The organism is Nocardia sp. BSTN01 (assembly GCF_015354405.1).
Lineage (GTDB): Bacteria > Actinomycetota > Actinomycetes > Mycobacteriales > Mycobacteriaceae > Nocardia.
In genome coordinates this window covers 175,666-192,556 of the sequence record NZ_JADKYP010000007.1, presented here as the reverse complement: position 1 = coordinate 192,556, position 16,891 = coordinate 175,666, and the positions used below count along the sequence as shown (strand labels likewise).

The window sequence follows — 16,891 nt, the reverse complement described above, 5'->3', positions numbered from 1 at the left end:
ATGTCGGTGACGATGACCGGTTCGGTCGCGGAGTTGACAGCGAATCTGGGCGATATCGTGATAACCGATCCCCAGGTGATGGCCGGTTACAGCCGCGACCAATCGTTGCTGTCACCGGCGGGGCGCCCGATCGCCGTCGTTCGGGCACGAACAACGGACGACGTCGTCTCGACGCTCACCATCGCCAACCGCTATGCGGTGCCGGTGGTGACGCGGGGGGCGGGAACGGGGCTCGCCGGTGGCAGCAATGCGATCGACGGCTGCATAATCCTGAGCACGGAACGGTTCGACCGAATACTCGATATCGATGTGCGAGCGCGCACGGCCACCGTGGAACCCGGCGTGCTGAACGGCGATCTGGCCGCCGCCGCGGATCGGCGGGGTCTTTGGTATGTGCCCGATCCGGGGAGCCGCGCGATCTGCACGATCGGCGGCAACCTGGCGACCAACGCCGGCGGCGCCTGCTGCGCGAAGTACGGCGTGACCGGCAACCACGTCGCGCGGATCAAGGCCGTGCTCGCCGACGGCCGGATCATTCATACCGGGGCCGACACCCTGAAGAACGTCGCGGGGCTGAACCTCACCCAGTTGCTGGTCGGCTCCGAGGGCGCGCTCGCGGTCATCGTCGAGGCGACGGTGCGGCTGCGCACGAAACCCCGCACGTCATCGACGGTTGTGGCCGTATTCTCCGCGGTGGCGCATGCCGTCGAGGCGGTCCTGTCGATTCGGGAGGTAGCCGATCCCAGCCTGGTCGAATTCATGGACCGCACAACGATTGTGGCTGTCGACGAGATGACCCGGATGGGGCTCGACGCGACGGCCGGGGCCTTGCTCCTGATTCAATGTGACGGGACCGACGGACGGGAAGACGCGCAGCGCAGCGCCGATGCCTGTCGCGCGGCGGGGGCCGGGGAGGTCCACATCACCTCCGACCCGGCCGAGAGCGAGGCGCTCATGCACGCTCGACGGGTCGCGCTCCCGGCGCTCGAACGGTGTGGCAGCACGTTGCTCGACGATCTCGCGGTACCGGTGCACCGATTGCCGGAGATGCTGGATGCGATCGAGTGGATCGCCGACCGGTACGAGCTCGTGATCGGGACATTCGGCCATGCCGCCGACGGCAACCTCCACCCCACCGTGGTCTTCGACGCGGCGGATCCGGAGGCTACCGCCCGTGCGTACCGGGCCTTCGACGACATGATGAATCGCTGTCTGTCCCTGGGCGGCACGATCACCGGTGAGCACGGCATCGGCGATCTCAAGGGCCGGTATCTGGAATCCATGGTGGGCTCGGCCGAGCGCGAGCTGATGCGGCGGATCAAAGAAGTATTCGATCCGAAGGGGATTCTCAATCCCGGGCGCGCGATATGAACTCCGCGCCGCCTCGCGGCCGTGTCGAAAATTGAGACGCTCGTCGTGGCCGGCGCGGGAGATCATTGAATCAGTCGCCCGCAGGACCAACGACACAACGGAGGACCGGCAGCGGTCGGCGACATGAAGGGAGTGGCCGGAATATCGAGTGCACTCGGATATTCCGGCCTCGCGGGCATTTCGCTCTCGAGGTGGAGGTTCATGACCTCCGCTGCGCGGCAACGGCGCCGATGGCGGCTCACAACGACGTGTACCTCAGCAAGTGTCACGCCCGCGCCACTTCATGGCGCACCGTATCGAGTGCGACAACCGGGCGCGAGTAACCTCGTGCGCCACCGTGGGCAATTCGGCGGTGGCTTGCCGGTCGGCTAGCCTCACATGATGAGCTCCTGTGAGGCGGTCGGCACCGCGGTGACGGTCGCGGCGAAATACACTGCGGCACAACGCCGTGTCATAGTGGCCGCCTTCGAGCTGTTCGCCCGGCACGGAGTCAGTGGGACCTCTCTCCAGATGATCGCCGACGTCATCGGAGTCACCAAGGCTGCGGTCTACCACCAGTTCAAAACCAAGGACGACATAGTCCACGCTGTCGCGGACGCCGAAATGGCTCGATTGGAAGCATCGCTGGCGGAAGCCGAAGCGCAGGACAGTGATCCGGCCGCGCGCGACGCGCTGCTGGGTCGGGTCGTCGACATCGCGGTACAGCGCCGCAGGCTCTACGGCGTGATGCAGAACGACCCGTATATGGCCCGTTTCCTGGCCGAACATACGTCGTTTCAGGACCTGATGGAACGACTGTTCGCCGTGCTGAGCGGCGAGCGCGGCGACGGTAGGGACACCGATATGCGCGTCCGGGCGGCCATGCTGTACTCCGCCATCGGCGGCGCCGCCGTCCACCCCATGGTCGTGGACCTCGACGACGCCGCTCTGCGGGAGCATCTGATCCGGTTCGCTCGCGGTCTGTTCCAGCTCCCCGTGGTGAGGTAGCGAGGTTACCGGGCGGGCTCAGGCGTCGATGCTCCATTGGCGGACAGCGTCGACCAGCGTCGTGGTCGGATGGCCGATGAGTGTCCGCAGGTCACCGGTGGTGAGACTGAGCGCGCCCGCGCGCAGGTTCGCGTTGAGCGCGACAAGGAATCCCGCGGTCTGCTCATCGATGCCGGCCGATTGCAGCTGCTGTGCGTACGTGTCGTCGTCCACGGCGATGTACTCGATCTCGCGGCCGAGCGCCTCGCCGGCAGCCGCCGCGAATTCGGCGTAGTTCCACGCGGTGTCGCCGGACAGCTCGTAGATCGTGTTGTCGTGCTTGTCGATCTCGGCGAGCGTGACAGCGGCGGCTTCGGCCAGGTCCTGACGGGTGGCCGTGGCGATGCGCCCGTCCCCGAGGTTGGAGACGATTTTGCCCGTCGCCACCGCTGCCGCGAAGTCCTGCTGGTGGTTCTCGGTGTACCACGCGTTGCGCAGGATCGTGAATGCCAGACCGGACGACTTCAGATGATCTTCGGTGGCGATGTGCTCGGCGGCGATGAGCACTCCCGGGTCGGCGGCGTTCAAGACGCTCGTGTAGACGATGCGCCGCACTCCGGCCCGGACGGCGGCGTCGATCGTCGCCTTGTGCTGGTCGAGGCGCTTGCCGACTTCGCTACCGGAGATCAGCAGCAACTCGCTGACGCCGGACAGGCTCGACTCGATCGATGCGGGGTCGTTCATGTCCGCGGCGGTCGCGCGGAAACCCAGCCCGCGAATTTCCTCCAGCGCAGCGGTATTGCGGCCGATGGCAACCACATCCGCACCCGGAACTCCAGCGGTGGTCAGTGCGCTGAGGGTAGGGCGACCGAGCTGGCCGGTCGCGCCGATCACGGCGAAGGAGGTCATGAGGGGCCTTTCTGTTGTCGGTGGCGCGTGATCGTGCCGCAGGGCGGTAGGGATGTCCGACCACGCGAAGCTGACCATGGGGTCAACTTAGCCGAGCATATCATGACCCGGGGGTCAGGTTAGACTGTCGGTTGAGGAGGAATCCGATGTCAGACGACGAAGGCGCCGCGAGGTTACGAGCCGATGCCGCCCGCAATGCGGGCCAGATCCGCGTGGCGGCGATCGACGCGTTCCGGCGCCATGGCCTCGGCGTCCCGCTGCGGGAGATCGCGGCGGCCGCGGAGGTCAGCAAGGCGACCATCTACAACCGATTCGACGGGCGTGACGGCCTCATCGACGCGGTCATCGACGAGTTGATCGCGCCGGACTTCTTCGAAGCCATCAGTCGCGCCCGGCAGTGTGCCGACCCGTGGGAGCGCGTCGTCGGCTACGTTCGTGACCACCGTGACCTGCAGTATCGAGAGCCCGTATTCCTCGACGTGATTCTGGCGGAGTATCCGAACTCCCCCCGGTTCAATGCGATCTGCGCCGCGGCGCAGGAGATCGCGGAGAGCCTGATCGAGGATGGGCACCGCGCCGGGGCGGTGCGATCCGACTTCACGGTGGGAGACTTCCACCACGCCACCGTCGCGAACGCACTCGTGTTGCGTCACCTTCCCAAGCCGCCGCGCGATGACTACGACCGCAGGACTCGGTTCTTTCTCGACAACCTCCGACCGGTGCAGCGGTGAACCGGCGAGCTGACCGTCATTCCGGCGATGGCGAGAATTCCGGTGATTGTGGATCCGCGCGCCAGTCTCGCAAGTCGGCGCGTATTCGCGCCGATGCATTGCGGAACCGGCGCCGGATCGTCGCCGCCGGTATCGCGTTACTGGCGGAGCGCGGCATGGATGTCACGCTCGACGAGGTGGCGGTTGCCGCGGGAGTAGGCGTCGGGACGGTTTACCGGCGCTTTTCGAACAAACACGAACTCATTGCCGAGGTCGTCGCCGACCACCTGGATCGAATCCGCGAATATGCCGACACGGCTGCGCGGGATCCCGACCCGTGGCGCGGGCTGGCCGGCCTGCTGGACCGCAGCTGCGGGCTCGTCGTGGAGAATCGGGTGCTGGGTGCGGCGATGACCGGATTGCCCGAGGGCGCAGCCACTGTGGACGGCTTCGAAGCCGATATTCGCCCGCTGATCGAAGGCGTGCTGGCGCGTGCGCAGCAGGCCGGAACCGTCCGGCCCGACGTCACCGTGGCCGATATGTTCGGCATGGTGGTGATGGTGAACGCGATGGCCGCGTTCACCGAACCCGTCGAGCCGGGCGGCTGGCGTCGTTATCTGACGTTGTTGTTGATGGGAATTCGCGCCGACAGGGATATCTGCCGGCCACTGGGACCGCCGCTGACGATGGATCAGTTGCAACGTGCCCGTGCGATCACCGTGGCGAATCGGATCACGGGCGAGCGACCGACCTGATTCGAGAGGTCCGCGACGGTGACCCGGACTCAGTGCAGAGGTGCCGGCGGATTCGGTTCGAAGGCATAGCAGATGCTGAACGGTTTATTGGTGATGAACAGGAACGTGACGTCGCTGGCCTCGGTGGCGCCATGTTCCATCCAGCCCCCCTCGGGGAACCAGACCCAGTTGCCGGGGCCGTATTCGCCCTGATGGGTTTTCAAAATACCGTCGAGGACATACATGCCGTGCCCGCAGGGGTGCGAGTGCCATATGTTGGTGAATCCCGCTGCGTACCTGATGATTTGGACCGACATGCCGGTGTCCGGATCGGAGAACAGCGGTTTGACCGGGATTTTCGCGCCGGTTTGCTCGACCAGCAGAGTGTCCCAGGGAATCCGGGAGGCGTCGACGGACAGGATGCTGACGAGATTGGTGGGAATTTCCATTCGTGCTCCGGTTCAGAGTTGTTCAAACGGTGGCGAGCGGGGTTTCGACGCCGGTGGGCTGGGTTCGGTAGAAGTCGAGATGTGCTTGTGCCGCCTGTTCCCAGCGGTAGCGAGCGGCGAGGGCCTGCCCGCGGGTCTTGCGGGCCCGTTCCGGCCGTAGCGCTTCGGCCATACCACTCGCCATCTCACCTGCGGTGACGGCATAGCGCACACTGTCGGCGAAGACCTCGCGCAGCACGGGAAGGTCCCGTGCCACGACGGGAATTCCTGCCGCGAGGGCCTCCATCGCGGCCAGGCCGAATCCTTCTTTGGTGGAGAAGAAGGGCACCAGTGCGGCCCCTGCCATCAGGGCGGGCAGATCGGCATGGTCGACGGTACCCAGAATGGTGGGTTGGATATCGAGTGCCGCTGCGCGAGTGTCGAATTCGGCCCGATATTCGCGATAGTCGAACAGGGTTTCGCCACCGGCGAATACCAGGTTCAGTGTCGGATGGTCCCGGCGGAGCACGGCGAATGCTTCGAGCAGGTCGATGCTGCCCTTGCGGGGTTCGATGCCGCCGAGGGCCAGGACATAGGGGCCCAGCTGTTCTCTCCAGGAGGCGCGATCGGCGACTGCGGCGGGTGAGTCGCTGCCGGCGGCGGCGAAACGGTGGTATTCGACGCCGTTGGGGATAACGGTGGGTCGCAGGCCCCAGCCGTCGCGCACTTCCGCGGCGACGGCAGCCGAGACGCAGATGTGGGCATAGGGGTCGGTGATGGCGCGGTCGTGGCAGCGGGCCAGTTCGGGTGTGGTGAAGGTGTCGAGGTGATGGATGGTGCGGATGCAGCGGCCGACGGCGTTGGCGCTGATGCAGTCCTGGGCGTGCACGATGTCGTAGTCGTCCGGGGTGAACGCTTCCCGTAAAACACTGATGGAGCGCATGATTCGGGCACCGACCGCTTCGCCGTGGATCCCGTCGAACGGGACGACCCGAACGGTCACGGCGGGGTCGACCGGCCGGAAGAATCCGCCGTCGCCGCCGCGACCGAGCGTCCACACCGTGACATCGGCACCGAGTCGGGCGAGGGCCTCGGCGAGGTTGAGAGTGTGGACGACGCCGCCGCGCGGTTTCGTGGAGTAGGTGAGTAGCGCGATCCGCATCAGTGCTGGTCCTTCATCGGTGGCCGCTCTTGTCGATGGTCAGGTTGTGGTAGGCGTCGACACGGCGTTCCTCGAGATGCCGAAGCACGCGGCGGGCGCGGTCGACTTCGGCGTCGATATCGATGTCGGCGACGGCGAGGCCGCCTTTGGACCAGGTCTTGGCGAGGATGTCGCCGCCGGGACCCACGATCTTGGCCTGGCCGAGAAAACGCAGATTGCCGGTAATGCCAGTCTGGTTCGAGGAAGCGAGCACGATCTGGTTCTCTGCCGCGCGGGCCTGATCGTAGAGGTCGAACAAGAGGGCTTGGCGGTCGTTGGGCATGCGCGAGGCGCGGTCGGTGACGCTGGCCGGCCACGCGGACAGTGCGGCGATCGTGCGTGCGCCGTCGAGCGACAGGGTGCGGGCGGATTCGGGGAAGGTCTTGTCGTAGTCGATGAGCATGCCGAGCCGGCCGACCGGGGTGTCGAACGCCGAGAATTGCGTTCCGGCGGCGTAGGCGAGGTGCTCGCCGGCGGGTTGATGAACTTTGCGGTGACGACCGAGAACACCGTCGCCGGTGAGGCAGACCGCGGCGTTGTAGCGGACGCCGTCGGCGAGTTCGGCGTAGCCGACACAGATGGTCATGGCGCCCGCGATCCGGCACAGCAGGCGGATCTCCGGACCGTCCGAGTCGATGGCCTCGGGCCCGGTGGTCGGATCCGGATTCCGCAAGTCGCCGATGTAGCCGCCGAGGCTGGCATCGGGAAGGACGAGCAAATCCACGCCGTCGTGGCCGAGGCGCTCGACGATACCGGTGATCTTGTCGAGCGCCCGGCCTATGTCGGCACCGAAATGTGCTGCGACAGCGGCTATTCGGGTTACAGCCATGCCAACTCGACTCACGCGGCGGCGGTGGCGCGCGCGCTGACGGTGATCTGGTCGGCGAGGTGCTCGGCGTCTCGGGCGATGGCGGCGAAGCGGCCCGAACCCCAGGTGTGCAGCCAGGGCAAGCCGAGGAAATACAGGCCCGGCGTCGTGGTGACGCCGCGATTGTGGCAGGGGTGGCCCTCGCCGTCGAATACGCCGACCTGCAGCCACCGGTAGTCGGTACGGAACCCGACCGACCACACCACCGACGTGATACCGCTTGCGGTCAGGTCGAGTTCGGTGATCTCCTGTTCGGGCCGCCAGACCGGCCGGTAGCGCGGTTCGACGGGCGCCTGAATGCCCTCACGGGCGATGTAGGCGTCGATGGAGTCCTTGATGCTTTCGCTGACGGCGTCCGCGGCGTCCAGCGATTCCTCCAGTGACGGATCGAAATGCGCTGTGCCGTCGGCGACCTCGACCATCCGGCCGTAGAGTGCCATGCCGTCGAGCGCGAATTGGCGCAGGTCGATGTCGCGCCCGCCGTCGCGGCCGGTGACGTAATGGTTGGTGTTCTCGCGTTTGCCCAGCCCGCCGGGCTGGTCTTGGATGGGGATGTCGTAGTGACCCATGTCCTGTAGCCAGGCCACACAGTCGCGGCCGCGGTAGAAGCGGGCCACCCGCGGAGCGTTGCCGACAGCCAGGTGGACGCGCCGGCCTTCCAGATGCAGGTCTTCGGCGATCTGAGCACCGGATTGCCCGGTACCGACAACGAGTACTTCGCCGGCCGGCAGGTCCGCGGCGCTGCGATATTCGGCCGAATGCAGCTGCAGGATCGAGCGGGGCAGCCGCTCGGCGAAGCGCGGAACCGTCGGCGTGTGGTAGCCGCCGACCGCGACCACCACCTGATCGGCATGTAAGGGTCCGGAGGTCGTTTCGATGTCGAATCCGCCGTCCTGCGCGACGGTGACCCCGGTGACGGTGACGTGTTCGCGAACGGGCGCGCCGAAGCTGTCGGCATAGTTCCGGACCCAGGCATAGACCTCGTCGCGGGCCATGAATCCGTGGGGATCCTTGCCCTGATAGCTGTAGCCGGGAAGGACACATTGCCAGTTCGGTGTGACCAGGGTGAAGTTGTCCCAGCGGGTGTCACGCCATTCGTGGGCGACGGTGTCGCGTTCGAGCACCACGTGGTCGACCTCGCGTGCGGTCAGATGCCAGGAAATCGACAGTCCGGCTTGTCCGGCGCCGATCACGACGACATCGTGATGCTCGACGGTGGTTCCCGAATCGGTGTGCGAAGTCACGATTTTCCTCCCGGAGTAGCGGCCGGCACAGACGATGGGTTCATCGACAGCACACGTACGGTGCCGGTCTCGGTAAGCGTTTGCGCCGCAGCCGATTCGATGGCCTCGAGGGTCTGCATGGCCGAGGTGCAGTAGAAGCCGAACTTCTCCTTCACGCGTTCGGCGGCGACGGTCAAGGCGGTCGACACCCGCTGCAGGAATTCGTCGATCGGATAGTCGGCGCCGGCCGTGAGGTGGTCGTGGATCACCAGCGACGGCGAGTAGCAGGACTGGACGTTACCGTCGGGCCAGCGGATGTCGAATGTCATCTCAGGCATGAGCGGCCGCCAGGTGCTCGGGGTGCGAAGGCTGTCCGACGACGCCGTACGGCGCGACGACGCTGTGGTAGATCTCCGGCCGCCGATCGCCCAGGTTGTACATGCCGCCGCCGCGTGCCTGCCCGAGCGCGTGCTCGACATCGACTGTGGCGGTGGCCAATCCGGCTTCGGTACCGGTGGTGGCGAGAATGTCGCCACCCGGCCCGACGATCTTGGCGCTACAGACGAACCGTAACGAACCGAAGGTACCGGCCTGGTTGGATGCGATCCAGACCACCTGGTTCTCCACCGCCCGCGCACGGTCGAAGATGTCGAAACGCTGGGTCCAGCGATCGTCGGCGAGTCGTTCGACGGTGGCGGTGCGCGAGGTCGGCCATGCCGACAGGGAGGTGATGATCTGCGCGCCGTCCAGCGCCAGTGCGCGGGCTGCTTCCGGGAAGGCCTTGTCGTAGCAGATCTGCATACCCATCCGCCCGACCGGTGTGTCGAACGCGCGGTACTCCGAACCCGCCGCATAGCAGAGGTTTTCGCCGAGCGGCTGATGCACCTTGCGATAGGAGCCGAGAACGCCGTCGCCGTTCAGGGTGACCGCCGCGTTGTAGCGCACCTCGCCGTCGGCTTCGCAGAAGCCGAGGGTGACGACCAGGTCCCCGGCCATCGCGGCGATGCGGCGCAATTCGGGCCCGTCCAGGGCGAGTGCCGGCGGCAGGCTGCGCAGGCGGCGCTGTTTGGCCTCGTCGCTCTCGTCGCCCCCGCCCAGGCTGGGCAGGTACCCGCCGAGGCAGGCTTCGGGCAGCACCAGCAGGCGGCTACCGCGCTCGCGTGCCTGGTCGATCAGCGCGCCGATGGTGTGGTAGCAGGCTTCCATATCGCGGCCGAATTCGGCGGCGGCTACGGACATTGTCAGTTCGGTCATGAGGGTCCCATTCCGGTAACGGCGCCGGGCACCGCGGTGGTGGTTGTTCCATCCGGCCAGCGCAATCGCACGCCGGGGGTGGAGATGAGCACCCCGCACACCGCGGAGGTGGCGGGGCCGGGGTCGGTGGTCACCGCACCGGGGCGGTCGGCGGTGAGCATGGCGAAGCCGGGAAAGCAGGTGATCCAGTCCGCGAGTCCGGCTTTCGCCGGTCGGGGGATACGTGCCAGGTCCAACTCGACACCCGTTCCGGACGCTTCGGCGAGCATGCCCGCGGTGCCGGCGATGCCGGCCATGCTGACGTCCTTCGCGGCGGCAGGGGCGGTATCGGCGACGAATCGGCCCATCAGTCGCAGTTCCGCACCGCTGCGGTGCGACGACGAATCCCATTGGCTGCCACGGTATCCCGGACGCCAGTCGCCGCCCAGATCCGCGGTGAGCCGCAGCTGGTCACCTGCTCGCCCGCCGCCGCCGGGCACCGGACGGCCGGTGCGGCCCAGCGCTGTCACCGACAATGCGGCGGGGCCGATCTGGGTATGCCCGCCGAGGACCGGAACGCCCCACGTCCGGCTCGCGTGGGCCAGTCCCCGCAGGATTCTGGTCAGCTGGGAGCGAGTCGGGGCGGTGACCGCGTCCAGCAGGCCGACGGGCTCGGCGCCCATGGCGGACAGGTCGTTGATATTCACCAGCGCCGAACACCATCCGGCCCATTCCGGATCGCGTTCCACCATCGACGAAAGGATGGAATCGCATGCGGCGACGAGATCGCTGCCCGGCACCGGCGCGCCGTCGTCGCCCCGGAAACCGTTGCCTCCCAACATCGTCGGGTGGTCGCCGAATTCGTTCAGCAGTGGCCCGAGCATCGCCTTGGTGGCCTGCGCCAGTCGTTCGATGCGGTTGATGGGCCAGCGCATCCAGGCATGGGGCACGCCGCCGACCTCGGTGGCGCCCAGCCCGATCCAGCCCAGCTGTGTGAACATCTCGGCGTAACGAGTCTGCACCGTCGCCTCGAACCGCAGCACGTTGTTGCTTTCCGCGTAGGCGCAGGCCGCGCGCACCAGCGCCTGGCCCACCCCGCGGGTGCGTCGCCGGCAGTCCACGACCAGGCGGCTGCCGGTCCACCAGCCCAGATCCTCGGCAGTGGCCGGTGCCAGCCGCACGCCGCCGAGCACGGCACCGTCCGGTGCCCGGGCCACCAGCACGACGGTGCGCGGATCGTCGTCCACATCGTCGGCGTCGCTGCCGGAGAACAGGCCTTGCTCGACGACGAAGTTCTCGCGCCGCAATGCCCGATAGGCGGCCAGTTGCCGGTCGTCGGCCGGGTGGATCAGGAAACCGTCCCGTGGCTCCGGGCACGAATGCCCGGACAGCACGCAGTAGTCCAGCGGGGACGCGCCGAGTGCGGCCGCTCGGCCGATTCTCGAGTGGGTGGGAGTGGTTGTGGTGTCGGAGGATTCGGTGGTGGTCATCTCAGCCTCCCGCGGTCTGAAGCGCGCTGCACGCGCCGCACGCGGCGCAGCCGGCCTTCTGGTCCGAGCCGGACATCCCGGCCCGGCGCAATTCGGCGGCGACCCTGCGGGTGACGTCCTCGAGCAGCTCCGGGGTCGGCGCCAGCACGTGGTCGACGTCCACGGCGAGCGTGCCGGCCAACGGCCGGAACGGCACGACGAACGGATATACCCCCATCGCGATCAGTTCCGTTGCGCCGGCGACCAATTCGTCCGGATCCTCGCCGAGCCCGACGAGCAGATAGGTCGACACCTGGTTGCGGCCGAACACGCGCACGGCCTCGGCCCAGGCCGCCCGGTATTCGGTCAGCGGAACAGTCGACTTGCCCGGCATCCAGCGGGCGCGCACCCGATCGTCGAGGGATTCGACATGAATGCCGATCGATTCCGCCCCGGCCTCGCGCAGTTCGGTCAGAACGGACAGATCGGCGGGCGGTTCGCACTGCACCTGGATCGGAAGGTCCGGTACCGCGGCCTTCACGGCCCGCACACACCGTGCCAGATGCCGTGCGCCACGGTCCTTTCCGGCGGAGGTGCCGGTGGTCATCACCATCTGGCGCACCCCGTCGAGCCGAACCGCGGCGGCCGCGACCTCGGCGAGTTGCTCGGGCCGCTTGACCGCGATGGTCTGCCCCGCCTGCAGCGAGGCCTCGATGGCGCAGAAGCGGCAGCGCTGGTCCTCGGCATAGCGGATGCAGGTCTGCACCACCGTGGTGGCGAGCACGTCGGCGCCGTGCAGCTTGGCGATCTGCTCGTAGCCGATGCCGTCGGCGGTGCGCAGATCGTAGAAGCGCGGCCGCCGCACCGGCTCGACCGGGATACCCAGGTCGGCGCCGTCGAGGAGCAGCCTGTTGTCGCGCAGGGTGTAGGGCGAGTCGGAGCGGATGGGGATGGCAGCGCCGGCACCCCCGAACAGCACATGACCGTCATCGCTGGGCCCGGCCCCGGAACGGCGCTGCACCGGCACATCGACGCGGATGCCGAGTAGCGCGAGGTCTACTCGAGTGGATACCTCGGTCATGTCCCGCCGCCTACACCTGGTACGTGGAGTTGATGATGGCGCCCTTGCGCGCGTAGTGGATCAGCGCGTCCTGCACATCCAGCGGATGTGCGGGGATGACGCCCTCGATGAGGTCCTCCTCACGCGCGCCGTGCAACGCCAGCCCGAACCGGCAGGCGAAGACCTTGCCGCCTTCCTTGATGAAGGTGGACAGCGCCTCGTTGATGTTCTGCTCGCCGGGGAAGCCGCTGTCGCCGGTGGTCGGGAATCCACGGGTGGCGATGGCGTTGATCGCGCCGGGACCGTAGAAGTAGATGGCCGATTCGAAGCCCTTGCGCAGCGCCCGCGTGGCCTGCAGCACCGCGACGAAGCTGACCGACGACTCGTGGGCGATGCCGTGGACGAGGGTGAAGTAGGTTTCGCCGGCCTCGGCCTGATAATCGGGGAAGATCTTCGTCGCGCCGTAGATGTTGGTGCCCTTGGGCAGCGCCGGATGCGGGATCTCGGCGAGCGACTTCGCGATGTTCTCCTCGATCGCCTTGTCGATGTCGGCGGTCGTCTTGGTGGGTGCGGACATGAGTGATCTCCTGCTGAGTTGGCGTGGATCGGTGTGGGAGGAGCGTTTGCCGGCGCGGGTGCGGCTCACCGATGACTCAAGTTGACGCCCGAGTTATTTCGCGTTGGTCACGTCCGGAAGAAGGTGAGGTTGCTGAGTTCTCGCCGCCGGGATCAGCGTCAGATGGCGGCTAATCTGTTGTGCTGCAAGGTATTCAGCCGATTCTGTGCAGCTGCGACGTGTTGCATCTCGTATCGGTCGATCATTGCCGTGTAACCGTTGTCCAGGCGTTTCCGGTGAACTGGTAACAATCGGATCCGAGTACCGGACCGATTCGTAACATCGACGAAATCAGTACCCGGCAGTAGTTAACGCCGATCCAAAACGGGCTAATCATTACACTGTTCGTGATAGTTTCGTGCACCGGTGAAGATAGTGATGAGGCACACGACGGGAGTGGTCGCGCATGGAATGGTTCCTCGGTGGAAGCCGGTCGGCGCACGGGCGGAGCAGCTGTGGAACAGCCCTCGTCTCGGTGATGGTCGCCGCATGTTTCGCCGCGGGCCCACTGTTCGCCGGCGGTCCGCCGGCAGTCGCCTCGCCCGGCGAGCGAGATACGTGGTCCGGAGCTTGGCAGACCTCGCCGTCGGGTCCGAGTTACCCGCCCGCGGCAGACCAGTCATACCGTGCGATCGTCCGGATGTCCATGCCTGGCAGGGGTGTTCGGATCACCCTCTCCAATCAGTACGGCAACGCCCCGGTGACCTTCCGTTCGGCCTCGATAGCGCCGCGCGCGGCCGGAGCCGCGATCCGGGCCGAGCTCGGGCAGGCGATCACTTTCGGTGGTGGTCGCGAGGTGACGGTCGCCCCCGGCAGTTCGGTCGTCAGCGACCCGGCGGACATCGAATTCGGCTACGGTACCGATCTGGCGGTGTCGTTCTTCGTGCCCACCGTCGGCGCGCTGACCACCGGCGGCGGAATCGCCGCATTCGACATCAGCAGTTACAGCTCACTACCTGCAGCCGGCGACCGTACCTCGGATACCGACGGCAGCGCATTCCCGGTCGTTACGCCGTTCCGTTCGTTCCTCACCCGCGTCGACGCCGCGGACCCCGGCACTCGGGGTACGGTTGTCGCCTTCGGTGATTCGATCACCGAAGGGACACTGTCGGGCCTCGACAACCACGCCGACTATCCTGATCGCCTCGCCGACAGGATCCACGACGCGGGACTGCCGCTGTCGATCGTCAATGCCGGTATTGCGGGAAACACCGTGCTGCCGTGCCATACGGTGGAGGCGACGAAGGAGGTAGTGGGCGAGGCTGCTGTCACTCGCTTCGCTCGTGACGCGCTGGCTGTCCCGAACATCAAGACCGTCATCATCAACGAGGGCGGCAACGACCTGCGCTACTGCAACCGGACCGCGGGTGAGGTCGAGACCGGACTGCGCCAACTGATCGACGCCGCGCACGCCGCCGGCGTCAAAGTGCTTCTGGGAACGTATCTTCCCCGTGTGTCGCGCACCGTCATGCTCCCGGACGCCGTGCCCGACACGTTCGGTGACGACCAGCGTCAGATTCTCAACGACTGGATCCGGACCCAGCGCGACGTCACCGTCGTCGATTTCGATCGCGCTCTCGCCGATCCCTCCGATAAGCATCAGAAGCCCGGCACCGAGACACTGGACGGCATTCATCCCGGCCCGGCGGGTTACGCCATGATGGCCGACACGGTACCGCTCGACGCACTTCTCCCCTGACCGAGGCCGGCTGCGCGACCGCCGCAGTCGGCCAGTCGCGCATGCCCGGTGCGGCGCCGACCTACACGTCGCCGATATCGGTCACTGTCTCGAAACCGGCGCAGTGCAGCGCCCGGCCCAGCGCGGTGATCTGTGCCTGAGTGAAGTCCCGGGAAACCGGAGCCTTCGGCTCGATGCCGTCGAAGGCGTGATAGGCCCCCGGAACGACGGTCAGGTCGCAGTCGACGCCCGCTTCCCGGAGGCGCCGGGCGTACTCGAGGTCCTCGTCGTAGAACAGATCGTGGTCGCCGACCCCCAGCCATGCCGGCGGCAAGCCCGACAGGTCGGTGCTGCGGGCGGGCGAGGCGGTCGGGGGAACGTCGGCGGATCCGTATGCCGATCCCAGATACGAGCGCCAGCCGATTCGATTGGCGCGCTGGTTCCACAGCCGGAAGCCGCGCTCGTCGATATCGGTGCGACGCGTGGTCCGATCGTCGAGCATCGGATAGACCAGCAGCTGGAATGCCGGCCGGACTTCTTCGCGGTCCCGGGCCAGCAGGGCGAGTGCGGCCGTCAGACCGCCGCCGGCGCTCCCTCCGCCGATGGCTATGCGCTCGGGATCGACGTCGGGTTGCCCGGCCAGCCAGCGCAGCGCGCTGTAGCAGTCCTCCAGCGGTGTCGGGAATGGGTGGTCGGGGGCGAGCCGGTATTGGACCGAGGCGACCACCGCATCGAGTTCGTCGGACGCCCGTTGGCAGAACGCGTGGTCCTGCCCCGCGTCTCCGATGATCAACCCGCCGCCGTGGATCCAGAGCAACGCTGGTTTGGGAGAGCCTGCTTCGGGAACGCCTTGCCCGGCCGGGCGGAAGACGCGAACGGAGACTTCGGGGGTGCCGGGGAGTTCCACGACGTCACCGCCGGCGCCGAACGAACCGAGCCGCATCACCCACCTGACCGGCTTGATGAGCCACGGCAGCGGGACGATGGCGCGGGGAAGGACGCGCTGGGCGCGCAGATCCGGGTGAAAAGTCACGGTGTTCCTCCGGGAGTGTGTTGCGTCACGTGCACTGGCGAAGCGCCCGTCTGGACGGCGTAAAGTAAGTTGAGTAGAAAGATAAAACTAATTATACGTGGAGATTGCCGCACTATCGCGTTCCTTGGAGGAGCTATGGGAATTGATTTCACCGATCGAGTGGCGATCGTCACCGGCGCCGGCAACGGGCTGGGCGCGAGCTATGCGCGTGCCCTTGCCGCACGGGGGGCAGCGGTGGTCGTCAACGATCTCGGCACCAGCGTCGACGGAAGCCGAGACGGCAGTCATCCTGCCGACCGCGTCGTCGCGGATATCATCGCCGCAGGTGGCCGGGCGGTCGCGAACGTCGACAGCGTCGCCACACCGGACGGCGGGCGAGCCGTCGTGGACACGGCGATCAAGGAGTTCGGCCGGGTCGACATCGTGATCAACAACGCCGGGAACCGGCGTAACGCGCCGATCGGTGAAATTACCCCGGACGATCTCGAATCCGTTCTGGCCGTGCATCTGAAAGGTGCGTTGTATGTGAGCCAGCCCGCTTTTGCGGTGATGAAAGAGCAGGGGTACGGCAGGTTTCTTTTCACCAGTTCGTCTGCCGGATTATTCGGCAATGCCGGGCAGATCTCCTATGCCGCAGCCAAAGCCGGAGTTTTCGGCCTGTCGCAGGCACTGGCTGTCGAGGGCGCCCCGAACGGCATCCTGTCCAACGTGCTGTTACCGATGGCCGGCACATCGCGCGCTCTGGCCGGCATGTCCGCACAGGCCACTGCCGCCATCGGCGGGATAGATCCGGCGACTGTGCACGCTGATGACGCCGAGATGGTCGGCGCGCTGGTCACCTACCTGGTCAGCGAGCGCTGCACCCATACGCATGAAGTATTCGCCGCCGCCGCCGGCCGGTACTACAGCGCCTTCGTCGCCACCACTCGCGGATGGCGCAGCCCGACCGGCGCCGTACCCACACCCGAGGACATTGCCGCGCATCTCGCCGAGATCCGCTCGCGCGCGGGGTATACGGTGCCCGATTCCCTGGGGGCCGATATCGAGGCCAACCACGGAGACGGGGCCGATCCGTACAGCGCGGTGCGCGGCTATTTCGACGCGGTGCGGCGCAAGGACGCCGACACTCTGTACGACGTGTTCACCGAGGATGCCGATTTCGATGTGCCGGGCGCCCGGCTCACCGGTAACCACGCGGTCCGCGACTTCTACCGTGGGGTGTTCGAGCGATCGACGCCGTTGCCCACTCCCGGTCCGCTCATGGCCGACGGAGATCAGGTCGCCGTGCGCATCGCCCTGCACTTGGACGGCGCGGATTATCGGATGGCCGACTTCTTTACGATCGCCCCGGACGGGAGAATTTCCCGGATGCACGCCTACCGAGCGGATTGA

The 16,891-nt window shown here is 66.9% G+C and carries 17 protein-coding genes; 6 read left to right on the top strand and 11 right to left on the bottom strand.

Going from position 1 to position 16,891, the window contains the following annotated elements:
* Positions 1–1,371, top strand: coding sequence for an FAD-binding oxidoreductase (locus IRT45_RS09510; RefSeq protein WP_194805503.1), 1,371 nt, complete (start codon positions 1–3; stop codon positions 1,369–1,371).
* A 381-nt stretch (positions 1,372–1,752) separates the two neighbouring features.
* Positions 1,753–2,358, top strand: a complete 606-nt coding sequence (locus IRT45_RS09505; protein WP_194805502.1) for a TetR/AcrR family transcriptional regulator — start codon at positions 1,753–1,755, stop codon at positions 2,356–2,358.
* A gap of 18 nt (positions 2,359–2,376) precedes the next feature.
* Here IRT45_RS09505 and IRT45_RS09500 read toward each other — a convergent pair whose 3' ends face one another.
* Positions 2,377–3,246 carry an NAD(P)H-binding protein gene (locus IRT45_RS09500; protein ID WP_194805501.1) on the bottom strand — a complete coding sequence of 290 codons (870 nt, stop codon included), beginning with the start codon at positions 3,244–3,246 and terminating at the stop codon, positions 2,377–2,379.
* Positions 3,247–3,392: 146 nt separating this feature from the next.
* Here IRT45_RS09500 and IRT45_RS09495 point away from each other — a divergent pair, with 146 nt between their 5' ends.
* Together IRT45_RS09495 and IRT45_RS09490 are read left to right on the top strand one after the other, a co-directional pair.
* Positions 3,393–3,977 carry a TetR/AcrR family transcriptional regulator gene (locus tag IRT45_RS09495; RefSeq protein WP_194805500.1) on the top strand — a complete coding sequence of 195 codons (585 nt, stop codon included), beginning with the start codon at positions 3,393–3,395 and terminating at the stop codon, positions 3,975–3,977.
* The gene (locus IRT45_RS09490) at positions 3,974–4,711 is read left to right on the top strand and encodes a TetR/AcrR family transcriptional regulator (protein WP_309240869.1); all 738 of its coding nucleotides are present in this window, start codon (positions 3,974–3,976) and stop codon (positions 4,709–4,711) included. Before IRT45_RS09495 ends, IRT45_RS09490 begins: the two co-directional genes overlap by 4 nt.
* Before the next feature lie 29 nt (positions 4,712–4,740).
* Here the strand turns inward: IRT45_RS09490 and IRT45_RS09485 are convergent, their stop codons facing one another.
* From IRT45_RS09485 to IRT45_RS09445, 9 genes are read right to left on the bottom strand one after another with little or no spacing between them, the layout of a single operon-like run.
* Positions 4,741–5,139, bottom strand: coding sequence for a cupin domain-containing protein (locus IRT45_RS09485; protein ID WP_194805498.1), 399 nt, complete (start codon positions 5,137–5,139; stop codon positions 4,741–4,743).
* Positions 5,140–5,161: 22 nt separating this feature from the next.
* A complete protein-coding gene (locus IRT45_RS09480) occupies positions 5,162–6,280 on the bottom strand; it encodes an MSMEG_0565 family glycosyltransferase (RefSeq protein WP_194805497.1) in 1,119 nt (372 codons plus the stop codon).
* Between the two features lie 13 nt (positions 6,281–6,293).
* Complete coding sequence (locus IRT45_RS09475) at positions 6,294–7,148, bottom strand: carbon-nitrogen hydrolase family protein (RefSeq protein WP_194805496.1); 855 nt, start codon at positions 7,146–7,148, stop codon at positions 6,294–6,296.
* 11 nt (positions 7,149–7,159) lie between these two features.
* Positions 7,160–8,431 carry an MSMEG_0569 family flavin-dependent oxidoreductase gene (locus IRT45_RS09470; RefSeq protein WP_194805495.1) on the bottom strand — a complete coding sequence of 424 codons (1,272 nt, stop codon included), beginning with the start codon at positions 8,429–8,431 and terminating at the stop codon, positions 7,160–7,162.
* Positions 8,428–8,748: an MSMEG_0570 family nitrogen starvation response protein gene (locus tag IRT45_RS09465; protein WP_194805494.1), complete on the bottom strand. Its 321-nt coding sequence runs from the start codon at positions 8,746–8,748 to the stop codon at positions 8,428–8,430. Before IRT45_RS09465 ends, IRT45_RS09470 begins: the two co-directional genes overlap by 4 nt.
* Positions 8,741–9,664, bottom strand: coding sequence for a carbon-nitrogen hydrolase family protein (locus IRT45_RS09460; protein WP_194805493.1), 924 nt, complete (start codon positions 9,662–9,664; stop codon positions 8,741–8,743). Before IRT45_RS09460 ends, IRT45_RS09465 begins: the two co-directional genes overlap by 8 nt.
* Positions 9,661–11,133 (bottom strand): MSMEG_0567/sll0787 family protein, encoded by a 1,473-nt coding sequence (locus IRT45_RS09455; protein WP_194805492.1) that lies wholly within the window; start codon positions 11,131–11,133, stop codon positions 9,661–9,663. The genes IRT45_RS09460 and IRT45_RS09455 overlap by 4 nt, the downstream gene beginning before the upstream one ends.
* A gap of 1 nt (position 11,134) precedes the next feature.
* Positions 11,135–12,193, bottom strand: a complete 1,059-nt coding sequence (locus IRT45_RS09450) for an MSMEG_0568 family radical SAM protein (RefSeq protein WP_194805491.1) — start codon at positions 12,191–12,193, stop codon at positions 11,135–11,137.
* A 10-nt stretch (positions 12,194–12,203) separates the two neighbouring features.
* The gene (locus tag IRT45_RS09445) at positions 12,204–12,749 is read right to left on the bottom strand and encodes an MSMEG_0572/Sll0783 family nitrogen starvation response protein (protein WP_040861677.1); all 546 of its coding nucleotides are present in this window, start codon (positions 12,747–12,749) and stop codon (positions 12,204–12,206) included.
* Positions 12,750–13,434: 685 nt separating this feature from the next.
* On the opposite strand from IRT45_RS09445, the gene IRT45_RS09440 reads away from it, so the two are divergent.
* A complete protein-coding gene (locus tag IRT45_RS09440) occupies positions 13,435–14,487 on the top strand; it encodes a GDSL-type esterase/lipase family protein (RefSeq protein WP_194805490.1) in 1,053 nt (350 codons plus the stop codon).
* Between the two features lie 61 nt (positions 14,488–14,548).
* Here the strand turns inward: IRT45_RS09440 and IRT45_RS09435 are convergent, their stop codons facing one another.
* Positions 14,549–15,499 (bottom strand): alpha/beta hydrolase, encoded by a 951-nt coding sequence (locus IRT45_RS09435; protein ID WP_309240868.1) that lies wholly within the window; start codon positions 15,497–15,499, stop codon positions 14,549–14,551.
* A gap of 69 nt (positions 15,500–15,568) precedes the next feature.
* Between IRT45_RS09435 and IRT45_RS09430 the strand changes: the two genes are divergently transcribed.
* Positions 15,569–16,891, top strand: coding sequence for an SDR family NAD(P)-dependent oxidoreductase (locus IRT45_RS09430; RefSeq protein WP_194805489.1), 1,323 nt, complete (start codon positions 15,569–15,571; stop codon positions 16,889–16,891).